We start from the raw sequence: 11,102 nt of genomic DNA, 5'->3' as shown, positions 1-11,102 counted from the left end.
GCGCGATCCTTATAGTCCGCGGCCATGCGTCAACTCTACCATCTTGCGATCGATCCGGGCTGCCGCGCCATCCGCGTCCTGCTTGCCGAAAAGGGTCTCGACTGCGAACTGAGGACTGAAAAGGTCTGGGAGCGGCGGGAGGTGTTTCTGCACCTCAACCCGGCCGGTCAGGTGCCGGTCTTCATCGACGAAGACGGCACCTCTGTTCCCGGCACGGCGGTGATCGCCGAGTACCTGGAAGAAGCCTACCCCGAGCCGTCGATGCTCGGCACCAGCCCCCTGGACCGGGCGGAGGTGCGCCGCCTTTCCAGCTGGTTTGCCGACAAGTTTCACAGCGAGGTGACGGTCAACCTGGTCGAAGAGAAGATCATGAAACGCTTTCTCGGCCTGGGGACCCCCAACTCGGGCGCGATCCGCGCCGGGCTGGCCAATATTCACTATCACCTGGAATACATCGGCTGGCTCTGCGACCGGCGCCGCTGGCTGGCCGGTGACAACTTCTCGCGCGCCGACATCGTGGCGGCCTGCGAGCTTTCCTCCGTCGACTATCTGGGCGACGTGCCCTGGTCGCAACATTCCGGCGCCAAGGACTGGTACGCCCGCATCAAGTCGCGGCCCAGCTTTCGCGCCATCCTGAGCGATCACATCTCCGGCGCCCGCCCCCCCAAGCACTACGCCGACCTGGATTTCTAAAGCGCGAAGAGGCGGTTGAAACGTCCTCCCCCTCACCCAGTTCCGGCTAAGGTTCGATCTTCGATCTCACCAAGCCTTCACAACCCTCTCCCACAAGGGGAGAGGGTTTTTGTTTGAGGCGGTTTGTTGTTTCCCTCTCCCCCCAGTGGGAGGGGCCCGCGAAGCGGGAGGGTGAGGGGCTTTGGGTCGCTCTACTCCACCTTCAGGTCGAGTTTGGCGATGTTGGCCTGGGCGGCGGCGGCGGTCTGGGTTTCCGGGGCCAGCCGCGCGGCCGCCACCCAGTCATCACGCGCGCCGGCATCGTCGCCCGCCAGGCGGCGCAGGTTGCCGCGCTCCAGATGGCCTTCGGCATTGCCCGGGTCCAGGGTCAGGGCCCGTTCCACATCGGCCAGGGCGCGGGCCTGCTGGTCGAGATAGCGGTAGGCGCTGGCGCGCAGCACCAGGATATCGGGCCGCTGCGGTGCGTTGGCCTGGGCCCGGCTGAGGTCCGACACCGCATCCTCGAAGTTGCCGACGGCGGCGGCGGTCATGCTGCGGTCGACCAGCAGATCGACGTTGTTCGGTTCGCGCGCCAGGGCCGCGGTCTGAATCGCGTGGGCACGATCCAGGTCTTCCGCCAGAAACCAGGCCTGTCCGGCCTGGATCAGAATGGGGATCTGCAGGAACACAAAGCCCGGCTCCAGGCTGGCGGCCAGGGTTTCCAGTTCCTGGCCGGCGGCGGCGTGGTGTCCAAGGCGCAGCAGGGCCACGGCGGCGCAGTGGCGCGCCGGGTCGCCGCCGCCCAGATCCGCCCAGGTCTGGGCCGATTCCAACGCCTGGTCGGGGTCGATCTCGATCAGGTCCATGCAGCCCGCGTAACGGGCCGCCTGCTCGCGGTCTTCGCTCTGCGCCCAGGCCGGGCCCGCGACCAGACCCGAGACCGGGCCGCCAAGACACAGGCCGAGCGCCAGCCCCCGCAAAAGCCCCGCCGTTCCGCGCAGATGCATCGTCTTGGTATTCCTTGCCGCCACGCTATGTCCTATATGCTTCTTCTCTCAACGTTGCCCGGCGCCAACTTAAGCGAGATGCCCTTTGGTGGAAACCGTCCCTTCGCCGTCAGATTCCGATCCCGCCGCCGGGCACCGCCTGTTCTGTTTCGGCCTTGGCTTCAGCGCCCTGGCGCTGGCGCGGCGCCTGAAGGGGCAGGGCTGGGCGCTGGCCGGCACCACCCGCTCGCCGGAAAAGGCCACCGCGCTGGCCGCCGAGGGGATCGAGGTCTTCCTCTTCGACCGCGACCGACCGCTGGCGGACCCCGCGGCGGCCCTGGCCGGGACGACTCATCTGCTGATCAGCATCGCGCCGGACGATCTGGGCGATCCGGTCCTCGATCTTCACGGCAGCCAGCTTGCCGCGCTGGGCGGTGTGCGCTGGGCCGGCTATCTCTCGACCACCGGGGTTTACGGCAGCCGCGACGGCGGCTGGGTGGATGAGGACTCGGAACTGCGGCCCTCCGCCGCGCGCAGCCGCCGGCGGGTCGCGGCGGAGGAGGCCTGGCTGCGGGCCTGGCGGGATCAGGCTTTGCCGGTCCACATTTTCCGCCTGGCGGGCATCTACGGGCCCGGCCGGTCCATGCTGGATACGGTCAGGGCCGGCAGGGCCAAGCGGATCGACAGCCCGGGACAGGTTTTCAGCCGCATCCATGTCGAAGACATCGCCACGGTGCTCCAGGCCTCCATGGCCGCCGCAAGGCCCGGGCGCGTCTACAACGTCTGCGACGACGATCCGGCCTCCCCGGCCGAGGTGACGGCCTATGCCTGCGGGCTTCTGGGGGTCGAGCCGCCGCCGCTGGTCCCTCTGGAAGAAGCCGGCCTTTCCCCCATGGGCCTCAGCTTCTGGGCCGACAACAAGCGGGTGTCCAACCGGCGCCTGCACGAGGAACTGGCGGTCGAACTGGCTTATCCGGGCTACAGGACCGGGCTGGATGCGCTTCTGGCCGAGGGATACTAAGCCTTTTTCATTAAGACGGCACCGGCCCGCACCCCCTCCCGGCCACCCATAGGATACTGACGTTGGGTGGCCGGGAGGGGGTGCGGGCTGGAACGGCCTTAGGATTCAGGCAGGCCCTGCGGATCGCTCAGCGCCGCCACCGTGCGCAGCAGCAGGTCGATCTCCGCGGGCTCTGAGAAGCGATGTCCGGCGTTTTTCACGATACTCAGCTCGACATCGCGGCTTTCCAGCAGTTCGCACAGCCGGACCGCCATCTGCCAGGGCACGTCGCTGTCCTGCATGCCGTAGAGCAGGCGTACCGGCGCCGTGATCGGGATCGGCCCCTTCAGCAGCAGGTGATTGCGCCCCTCCTCGATCAGGTCGTTGGTAATGGTGTAGGGCTCCTCGCTGTAGGCCGAGGGGTAGAGGATGTAGCCGTCTTGAGCCATCTTTTCGCGAAAGGCATCGGTGGTGCGCGGGCCGATGATCTCCTCGGTAAAGTCCGGGGCGGCGGCGATCCCGACCAGGCCGGCGATGCGTTCCGGCCGGGCCAGGGCGAGCAGCAGCATGATCCATCCGCCCATGGAGGACCCGACGACGATCTGCGGCCCTTCGGTGAGCCTGTCCAGAACTGCCAGGGCATCGGCCAGCCAGGTGCCGATGGTGCCATCGGTAAAGCGGCCTTCGGAGGCGCCGTGTCCACGATAGTCGAATCGCACAAAGGCCTGCCCACGCTTGCCGGCGAAGTCTTCCAGTGCCAGGGCCTTGCTGCCGGTCATATCGGACATGAAGCCGCCCAGGAACAGCAGGCCGGGTGCATCCGGGTGTCCCTCGGCACTGGCTTTTCCTGTCGCCGTCTTGTAATAGGCGAGGATGGTCCCGTCTTCGCAGGCTAAGGTTTGCGGCGGCTGGTCGGTCGGCGAATCGGGATTCGACATGATTTCTCTCAGGTTTACCGTCGTACTTCAGGCCTTATGGGCCCGACGGAGGGGTGTCGCGGGATGACTGCCGCGGAAGGTAACATCACGGCCACGCAGGTCAAAAGCGCGACCGGTGCGCAGGGGCCGGTCGTGCTCCAGGTGCTGCCGGCGCTGGTGACCGGCGGCGCGGAGCGCGGCACGGTGGACATCGCCGGTGCGATCATCGCCGACGGCGGTACCGCCATCGTCGCCTCCGAGGGCGGGCCGATGGAGAACGACCTGAAGCGGCTGGGTGCGCTGCACCTGAAGCTGCCGCTGGCGTCCAAGAACCCCCTGGTCATACACCGCAACGTCACCCGCCTTGCCCGGGTGATCGAGAGCTACAAAGTCGATCTGGTCCATGCCCGCTCGCGCGCGCCGGCCTGGTCGGCCCGGGCGGCGGCGCGGCGCACCGGCTGTCACTTCGTCACCACCTTTCACGCTCCCTACAATTTCTCGAACGCCTTGAAGAAGCGCTACAACGCGGTGATGGCCGACGGCGAGCGCGTCATTGCGATTTCGGAGTTCATCGCCGAACACGTCCGCACCAACTATAAGATTGACCCAAAGATGCTGCGGGTCATCCATCGCGGCGTCGATCTGGCGCGTTTCGATCCCGACAGGGTCAGCGCGGAACGCATGATCCAGCTGTCGACGCGCTGGCGTCTCGCGGACGGCCAACCTCTGATCCTCATGCCCGGACGGCTGACCCGCTGGAAGGGGCAGGCGGTGTTGTTGGAAGCGCTCAGCAAGCTGCGCGATATCGAATACCGCTGTGTCCTGGTCGGCTCCGACCAGGGACGCACGGCCTATCGCCGCGAGCTGGAGGAACTGATCAATCAGCACGGCCTGGCGGGCCGGGTCTCGCTGCTGGACGAATGCAGCGACATGCCGGCAGCCTATATGCTGTCCGACGTCGTGGTTTCCGCCTCGACCGACCCTGAGGGATTTGGCCGCATTGTCGGCGAGGCCCAGGCTTTGGGCCGCCCGGTGGTGGCGAGCGATCATGGCGGTGCGCGCGAACAACTGCTGGCCGAGCGGACCGGCTTTCTGTTTCCCTCCGGCAATGCCGAAGCCCTGGCCGGGTCTTTGCGCAAGGCCCTGGGCCTCTCGCCCGAAGCGCGGGCGCAGCTGCATGACGAGGCCATCGCCCGGGTGCGGCAGCACTTCTCCAAGGATCAGATGTGCGCCAAGACCCTGTCGCTCTATAAGGAAGTCCTGCGGGCCGGGGCCTGGGCGCCGGGCACCGATCCTTGACAGCAGTTGGAATCCTTCTAGAGTTGCGCCGCTTCGGGACCGGGTTTCCAGCCTGCGGGCTCCGCAACCCCTTGAAAACTGCGTGCAAAGCATCTCGATGGATCTGACGGAAGAAAAGCAAGTCTCGATCACCCTGCCTGACGGGTCCGCCCGCGCCTATGCGGGGCCGGTGACCGGTGCCGAGGTTGCCGCCAGCATTGGACCGGGCCTCGCCAAGGCGGCGCTGGCCGTCAAGGTGGGCGGCGTTCTGAAGGACCTTTCCGCGCCTATCGCAGAAGATGCCGCCATCGAGATCGTCACCGCGGGCCATGAAGACAGCCTGGAGCTGCTGCGCCATGACTGCGCCCATGTGCTGGCCGAGGCGGTGCAGGAGCTTTATCCCGATACCCAGGTGACCTTCGGGCCGGCCATCGAGAACGGCTTTTACTACGACTTTGCCCGGGCGGTGCCTTTCACGCCGGAAGACCTGGCGGCGATCGAAAAGCGCATGCACGAGATCGTCGACCGTGACGAAACCATCACCCGCGAGGTCTGGGAGCGCGATGACGCGATCCGGCACTTTTCGAAGATCGGCGAGAAGTACAAGGCCGAGCATATCGAAACGCTGGCCCGCGATGCGGAGATCTCGATCTACCGCCAGGGCGACTGGCTCGATCTCTGCATCGGCCCGCACCTGCCGTCGACCAGGAAGCTGGGCCATGCCTTCAAGCTGACCAAGGTTTCCGGGGCCTATTGGCGCGGCGACGCCAAGAACGAGCAGCTGCAGCGCGTCTATGGCACCTGCTGGGAAACCGAAAAGCAGCTGAAGGCCTATCTCACCATGGTTGAGGAGGCGGAGAAGCGCGACCACCGCCGCCTGGGCCGGGAGATGAACCTGTTCCACCTGCAGGAAGAGGCGGTGGGCTCGGTCTTCTGGCACCCCAAGGGCTGGACCCTCTACCGCACCGTCGAGGCCTACATGCGCCGGCGACAGGCGGCGGCGGGTTATGTGGAAGTGAAGACCCCGCAGCTGATCGACCGCTCGCTCTGGGAGGCCTCGGGCCACTGGGAGAAGTTCCACGAGCATATGTTCATCGCCGAATCAGAGGATCGCGTTCTGGCGGTGAAGCCGATGAACTGTCCCGGCCATGTGCAGATCTTCAAGCAGGGCATCACCAGTTACCGCGACCTGCCGCTGCGCATGGCGGAGTTCGGTTCCTGCCACCGCAACGAGCCCTCGGGCGCGCTGCACGGCCTGATGCGGGTGCGTGCCTTTACCCAGGACGATGGCCATATCTTCTCGATGCCGGAGCAGATCAACAGCGAGACGGTGATCTTCTGCGACCTGCTGCAGAGCATCTATCGGGATTTCGGTTTCGACGAGCTGGTGGTGAAATTCTCCGACCGCCCGCCGGTACGCGCCGGCGACGATGCCACCTGGGACCGGGCCGAGGCGGCGCTGAAGAACGCGGTGGAGGAAGCCGGCCTGACTTACAGCCTGAACCCGGGCGAGGGGGCTTTCTACGGGCCGAAGCTGGAATTCGTGCTGCGTGACGCCATCGGGCGCGACTGGCAGTGCGGCACCTTCCAGGTCGATTTTGTGGTGCCGGAGCGCCTTGGGGCGTCTTATGTCGGCGAAGATGGCGAGAAACACCGCCCGGTCATGCTGCACCGGGCAATCCTCGGATCTTTCGAGCGCTTCCTGGCGATCCTGATCGAGCAGCACGCCGGCCGTTTCCCGCTTTGGTTGGCGCCGTTGCAGGTTGTGGTTGCGACCATTACCTCTGATGCAGACGACTACGCCTCTCAGGTAAAAGAGAAACTGGCGGCTGCGGGGATCCGGGTCGAGGCCGATCTGCGCAACGAAAAAATCAACTACAAGGTGCGCGAACACTCCCTGGCCAAGGTGCCCGTCCTGGCGGTGGTCGGCCGCCGCGAGGCCGAAGAGGGCAAGGTTGCGCTCCGCCGTCTGGGCAGCAAGGAGCAAGAGAATCTTGCGCTTGACGACGCAGTGGCTAGGATTGAGGCGGAAGCAGCGGGTCCGGGCGCGTCAGCGCAGCCGGCCTCTTAGTCGTTGTGTCGGTCGGCGCTGCCTTGCAGCCCGCCTGATCCGGCAACCGGGAGACCGCAGGGCCTGCGCAAGCCGAGAGGGGAAGCCGCCGCCAGCCATGGCGGGGCATTTTTCGAAATTCAGTAGAGTGGTTACCCGCATATGGATGGAAACGAGGAGCCTAAACAATAGCACGCCCACCCTTTGACACTACGCCGTCCCGCGATGGGCCGCGCGTCAACGAACTCATCACCGTACCGCAGGTGCGCCTGGTCGACGAAAACGGCGAACAGGTCGGGGTTGTTTCGACAGTAGACGCGCTCAGCCGCGCCATGGCTGCCGGTATGGATCTGATGGAGGTCTCGCCCAACGCCGATCCGCCGGTTTGCAAGATCCTCGACTACGGGCGCTTCCGCTACGAAGCGCAGAAGAAAAAGAACGAGGCCCGCAAGAAGCAGAAGACGATCGACGTCAAGGAAATCAAGATGCGGCCCAACATCGATACCCATGACTATGAGGTGAAGATGCGCGCCATCCATCGTTTCATCGGCGAGGGCGACAAGGTCAAGGTGACCATGCGTTTCCGGGGCCGTGAAATGGTGCACCAGGAAATCGGCAAGAACGTCCTGGACCGGGTCCGTGAGGAGATGGAGGAAACCGCCAAAGTCGAGCAGTTTCCGAAACTCGAAGGCCGCCAGATGACCATGGTCATGGCGCCGCGCTAGGGGCGTCACCACCGTCCAGTCGTCAGGGGAATGGCGAAGTCACCCTGCTGAAATGCGATTTCCGCAGGGTGACCGGGCTTCTTCTTAAGCCGAAACCGCCGTCGCCGAGGCGCTAGGCGCCGAAACCACCGTCAATGGTATGCAGGGCGCCGGTCACGATGCCGGCTTCCGGACCCACCAGATAAGTCACCATGCCGGCGACTTCCGCCGGCGCGGCATGGCGTTTGATCGCCATGAAGGAATGCATGGCGTCTTTCATCGGCCCGTCGGCGGGGTTCATGTCGGTATCTACGGGCCCCGGCTGGACCGCATTGACGGTGATGCCGCGCGACCCGAAGTCGCGGGCGAGCCCCCGGACCAGCCCCTGCATGGCCGATTTGGTGAGTGCATAGGCCGCGCCGCCGGGAAACGGCATGCGGTCGCCGTTCACCGAGCCGATGACCACGATGCGACCGTCCTCGTTCATCTTACGCGCCGCCTCGATGGCGGCGTGATAGGGGCTGCGGACGTTGATGTCGATCATGCGGTCGACGGCATCGGGGTCGGTCTCCAGCGGGTCGCCCATCACCAGCACTCCGGCATTCACCACCAGGATGTCCAGCGGGCCCTGATCGGCGATCGTTTTGGTAAGGGCCTGGCGGTCGCCGGAATCGCTCTGGATCGCCTTTGCGCCGGATTTTCCGGCAAGGGCCGTTGCGGCCTCGGTCGAACCGGCATAGGTGAAGCGCGTCTCGGCGCCTTCCCGGGCAAAGCGTTCGACGATGGCGGCACCGATGCCACGGCTGCCACCGAGAACCAGGGCTTTCTTGTTGGAGAGGGAAGTCATGAAGCGGCTCCTGAATGAGGTTGGGGTTAAGTAAGATCGGGATCGTTGTGAGTTGAATTTTGTAGTGATCGTTAGATATAATCTTCAGAAGCGGTTGCAAGAGAAAAGTGTAATGACTGTTAAAAAAACAAAACCGACCCGAGGGCGACCCCGTGCCTTCGACCCCGAAGCGGCCGTGGAAACCGCCCTGGCGCTGTTCCATGAGCGCGGCTACGACGCGGTCGGCGTCGCCGAACTCAGCCAGGCGACCGGTGTGAAACCGCCCAGCCTGTATGCGGCTTTCGGCAGCAAACAAGGGCTTTTCGAGCGGGCGGTGGCGCTCTATCGCTCACGCGACGGGGCCGTGATCCAGGCTGCCTTGGCAGAAGAGGGACGCGTTGACGCGGTGATCCCCAGGCTCTTTATCCGCGCTGCAGAGGCCTATAGTGCCGATCCCGGGCGTCCGGGCTGCCTGATTCTGGACGGGGCCCGCAATTCCGCCGACCCGTCGGTCTGTGCCTTCATGGCGAGGCTGAAGGCGGCTTCCCGCCAGGGCATCGTCGACCGCCTGCGCCGCGATCTCCCGGAGCGGGACTATCCGGGCGGAGCCGGGCGCCTGGCCGACTTTGTCGGGGTGGTCCTTGCCGGCCTCTCGGCGGCGGCCCGCGACGGCATGCCCCGAGAGGCCCTGATCGAGGCCGCTGCCCTGGCCGGTACCGGCTTCCGCGCCGCCTGCCCGGACAGCCCCGGCTGAGCCCCCCCTGAAGCCCGGAATTCCGGGCCCGATGCGCCGTCTTGCATTCCGGCTTTGGGGCCGCTATAACCCCGCGTTCCTTACCGAGTGGTCCGGCGAAAGGGCATGCCCAGCCGCTCAAACAGTCTCGTTTCGTTCAGAAAGGATGCAAAATGCCCAAGCTGAAGAACAAGTCCGGGGCGAAGAAGCGCTTCCGGCTTACCGCCACTGGCAAAGTGCGCATGAACCAGGCGGGCAAACGCCACGGCATGCGCAAGCGCTCCCAGAAGATGATCCGCAACGCAAGGGGCTCCGCGCTGCTCTGCGACGCCGACGCCAAGGTCGTGCGGCGTAACTTCCTGCCCTACGCGAAGTAAGGAGAGGCACGCCATGGCAAGAGTAAAACGCGGCGTCACCACGCACGCCCGCCACCAGAAAGTCCTGAAGCGCGCCAAGGGTTACCGCGGCCGCGGCAAGAACGTCTTCACCGTTGCGATCGAGCGGGTCGAAAAAGGCCTGCAGTACGCCTACCGCGATCGCCGGGTCAGGAAGCGCAACTTCCGCTCGCTCTGGATCCAGCGCATCAACGCCGGCGCCCGCGAGCACGGCCTGACCTATTCCCAGTTCATGAACGGTATCCAGCTGGCTGGCATCGAGCTGGACCGCAAGGTTCTGTCTGACCTGGCGGTGCGTGAGCCCGAGGCCTTTAAGTCCCTGGTCGAACAGGCGAAGGCCGCAAGGGCCTGACGCCTCTCGTGGTCCGGTAGCGCGCCCCGCAAAGGCCGCCGCCGGACGGGACCCTGCCGGGTTGCCCCCATCGTTTGAAACGCGGGGCGACACGGCAAAGGCGGACAGAAGGCAGTCATGGATAGTCTGGAGCAGCTGCAAAGCAGTCTCATCGACCGGGTGGCCGCGGCGGGCGACCTGGAAACCCTTGAGCAGTTGCGCGTCCAGGCGCTCGGCAAGAAGGGCGAACTGACCCAGCGGCTGAAGACCCTGGGCAGCTTGTCGCCGGACGAGCGCAAGGAAGCCGGCCAGGGCCTCAACCGGGTGAAGGAAGCGCTCAACGCGGCAATCGAATCGCGCCGCGGCGATCTGGAAGAGACGGCGCTGGAGGCGCGGCTGGCAAAGGAAGCCATCGACGTCACCCTGCCGGCGCGTCCGGCCGAGGTGGGCCGGATCCATCCGATCAGCCAGACCTGGGAAGAACTGGTGGCGATCTTCGGCGAGATGGGTTTTTCGGTCGCCGAGGGCCCGCACATCGAGGACGACTTCCACAACTTCACGGCCTTGAACATCCACGAGTCGCATCCTGCCCGCCAGGATATGGATACCTTTTACCTGCGCCCGGCCGAGGACGGCTCGCGCAAGGTTTTGCGTACCCATACCTCGCCGGTGCAGATCCGCACCATGCTCTCCGAGAAGCCGCCGATCCGCATCATCGTGCCGGGCCGGACTTTCCGCGCGGATCACGACGCCACCCATTCGCCGATGTTCCATCAGGTCGAAGGGCTGGTGATCGACAAGAAGACGCATATGGGCCACCTGAAGGGCACCCTGACCGCCTTCTGCCGCGCCTATTTCGGCATCGACGATCTGCCGCTGCGCTTCCGGCCCAGCTATTTCCCCTTCACCGAGCCCTCGGCCGAGGTCGACATCGGCTGCAGCCGCGAGGGCGGCGAGCTGAAGATCGGGCCGGGCAAGGACTGGCTGGAAATCCTCGGTTCCGGCATGGTGCACCCCAAGGTGCTGGCCAACTGCGGCATCGACCCGGAGGTCTATCAGGGCTTTGCCTTCGGTATGGGCATCGAGCGCATCGCCATGCTGAAGTACGGCTTCCCCGATCTCAGGATCTTCTACGAGACCGATCTGCGCTGGCTGAAGCACTACGGTTTCGTGCCGCTCGAACTGCCGTCCCTGGTGCGGGGGAGCTGAC

Annotated in this window: 12 protein-coding genes; 9 read left to right on the top strand and 3 right to left on the bottom strand. The window is 65.4% G+C overall.

The window, feature by feature from the left end:
- Window positions 1-24 precede the first annotated feature (24 nt).
- Entirely contained in the window at window positions 25-693 is a 669-nt protein-coding gene (locus HBA54_RS05005; RefSeq protein WP_167222013.1) for a glutathione S-transferase family protein, read from the top strand.
- Between the two features lie 191 nt (window positions 694-884).
- On the opposite strand, the gene HBA54_RS05000 is transcribed toward HBA54_RS05005, so the two are convergent.
- A complete protein-coding gene (locus tag HBA54_RS05000) occupies window positions 885-1,703 on the bottom strand; it encodes a tetratricopeptide repeat protein (RefSeq protein WP_167222011.1) in 819 nt (272 codons plus the stop codon).
- 64 nt (window positions 1,704-1,767) lie between these two features.
- On the opposite strand from HBA54_RS05000, the gene HBA54_RS04995 reads away from it, so the two are divergent.
- Window positions 1,768-2,679: an SDR family oxidoreductase gene (locus tag HBA54_RS04995; protein WP_167222009.1), complete on the top strand. Its 912-nt coding sequence runs from the start codon at window positions 1,768-1,770 to the stop codon at window positions 2,677-2,679.
- A 98-nt stretch (window positions 2,680-2,777) separates the two neighbouring features.
- On the opposite strand, the gene HBA54_RS04990 is transcribed toward HBA54_RS04995, so the two are convergent.
- Window positions 2,778-3,596 (bottom strand): alpha/beta fold hydrolase, encoded by an 819-nt coding sequence (locus HBA54_RS04990; protein ID WP_167222007.1) that lies wholly within the window; start codon window positions 3,594-3,596, stop codon window positions 2,778-2,780.
- 63 nt (window positions 3,597-3,659) lie between these two features.
- On the opposite strand from HBA54_RS04990, the gene HBA54_RS04985 reads away from it, so the two are divergent.
- The 3 genes from HBA54_RS04985 to infC all read left to right on the top strand — a co-directional run bounded on the left by HBA54_RS04985 (window position 3,660) and on the right by infC (window position 7,628).
- Window positions 3,660-4,874: a glycosyltransferase family 4 protein gene (locus tag HBA54_RS04985; RefSeq protein ID WP_167222005.1), complete on the top strand. Its 1,215-nt coding sequence runs from the start codon at window positions 3,660-3,662 to the stop codon at window positions 4,872-4,874.
- A gap of 97 nt (window positions 4,875-4,971) precedes the next feature.
- Complete coding sequence (thrS, locus tag HBA54_RS04980) at window positions 4,972-6,924, top strand: threonine--tRNA ligase (protein WP_167222003.1); 1,953 nt, start codon at window positions 4,972-4,974, stop codon at window positions 6,922-6,924.
- Between the two features lie 167 nt (window positions 6,925-7,091).
- Window positions 7,092-7,628: a translation initiation factor IF-3 gene (gene infC / locus HBA54_RS04975; protein WP_167222379.1), complete on the top strand. Its 537-nt coding sequence runs from the start codon at window positions 7,092-7,094 to the stop codon at window positions 7,626-7,628.
- Window positions 7,629-7,740: 112 nt separating this feature from the next.
- On the opposite strand, the gene bdcA is transcribed toward infC, so the two are convergent.
- A complete protein-coding gene (gene bdcA / locus HBA54_RS04970) occupies window positions 7,741-8,454 on the bottom strand; it encodes an SDR family oxidoreductase (RefSeq protein WP_167222001.1) in 714 nt (237 codons plus the stop codon).
- A gap of 112 nt (window positions 8,455-8,566) precedes the next feature.
- Between bdcA and HBA54_RS04965 the strand changes: the two genes are divergently transcribed.
- The 4 genes from HBA54_RS04965 to pheS all read left to right on the top strand — a co-directional run bounded on the left by HBA54_RS04965 (window position 8,567) and on the right by pheS (window position 11,101).
- Window positions 8,567-9,187, top strand: coding sequence for a TetR/AcrR family transcriptional regulator (locus HBA54_RS04965; RefSeq protein ID WP_167221999.1), 621 nt, complete (start codon window positions 8,567-8,569; stop codon window positions 9,185-9,187).
- A gap of 152 nt (window positions 9,188-9,339) precedes the next feature.
- Window positions 9,340-9,543 (top strand): 50S ribosomal protein L35, encoded by a 204-nt coding sequence (rpmI, locus tag HBA54_RS04960; RefSeq protein WP_167221997.1) that lies wholly within the window; start codon window positions 9,340-9,342, stop codon window positions 9,541-9,543.
- 13 nt (window positions 9,544-9,556) lie between these two features.
- On the top strand, window positions 9,557-9,913 hold the full coding sequence (gene rplT / locus HBA54_RS04955) for a 50S ribosomal protein L20 (RefSeq protein WP_167221995.1): 357 nt from the start codon (window positions 9,557-9,559) through the stop codon (window positions 9,911-9,913).
- Between the two features lie 117 nt (window positions 9,914-10,030).
- Window positions 10,031-11,101, top strand: a complete 1,071-nt coding sequence (pheS, locus tag HBA54_RS04950) for a phenylalanine--tRNA ligase subunit alpha (RefSeq protein WP_167221993.1) — start codon at window positions 10,031-10,033, stop codon at window positions 11,099-11,101.
- Window position 11,102 lies beyond the last annotated feature (1 nt).

This window comes from Pelagibius litoralis (assembly GCF_011683915.1).
Lineage (GTDB): Bacteria > Pseudomonadota > Alphaproteobacteria > Kiloniellales > Kiloniellaceae > Pelagibius > Pelagibius litoralis.
Note: the sequence above shows the minus strand (reverse complement) of the source record. Positions and strands in the feature narration are given on the sequence as shown.

What these genes read in the sequence shown, in the direction of transcription:
- bdcA (WP_167222001.1), bottom strand. Translation starts at nt 8,454, where the DNA reads ATGACTTCCCTCTCCAACAAGAAAGCCCTGGTTCTCGGTGGCAGCCGT.
- HBA54_RS05005 (WP_167222013.1), top strand. Translation starts at nt 25, where the DNA reads ATGCGTCAACTCTACCATCTTGCGATCGATCCGGGCTGCCGCGCCATC.
- rpmI (WP_167221997.1), top strand. Translation starts at nt 9,340, where the DNA reads ATGCCCAAGCTGAAGAACAAGTCCGGGGCGAAGAAGCGCTTCCGGCTT.
- HBA54_RS04985 (WP_167222005.1), top strand. Translation starts at nt 3,660, where the DNA reads ATGACTGCCGCGGAAGGTAACATCACGGCCACGCAGGTCAAAAGCGCG.
- thrS (WP_167222003.1), top strand. Translation starts at nt 4,972, where the DNA reads ATGGATCTGACGGAAGAAAAGCAAGTCTCGATCACCCTGCCTGACGGG.
- rplT (WP_167221995.1), top strand. Translation starts at nt 9,557, where the DNA reads ATGGCAAGAGTAAAACGCGGCGTCACCACGCACGCCCGCCACCAGAAA.
- HBA54_RS04990 (WP_167222007.1), bottom strand. Translation starts at nt 3,596, where the DNA reads ATGTCGAATCCCGATTCGCCGACCGACCAGCCGCCGCAAACCTTAGCC.
- HBA54_RS04965 (WP_167221999.1), top strand. Translation starts at nt 8,567, where the DNA reads ATGACTGTTAAAAAAACAAAACCGACCCGAGGGCGACCCCGTGCCTTC.
- pheS (WP_167221993.1), top strand. Translation starts at nt 10,031, where the DNA reads ATGGATAGTCTGGAGCAGCTGCAAAGCAGTCTCATCGACCGGGTGGCC.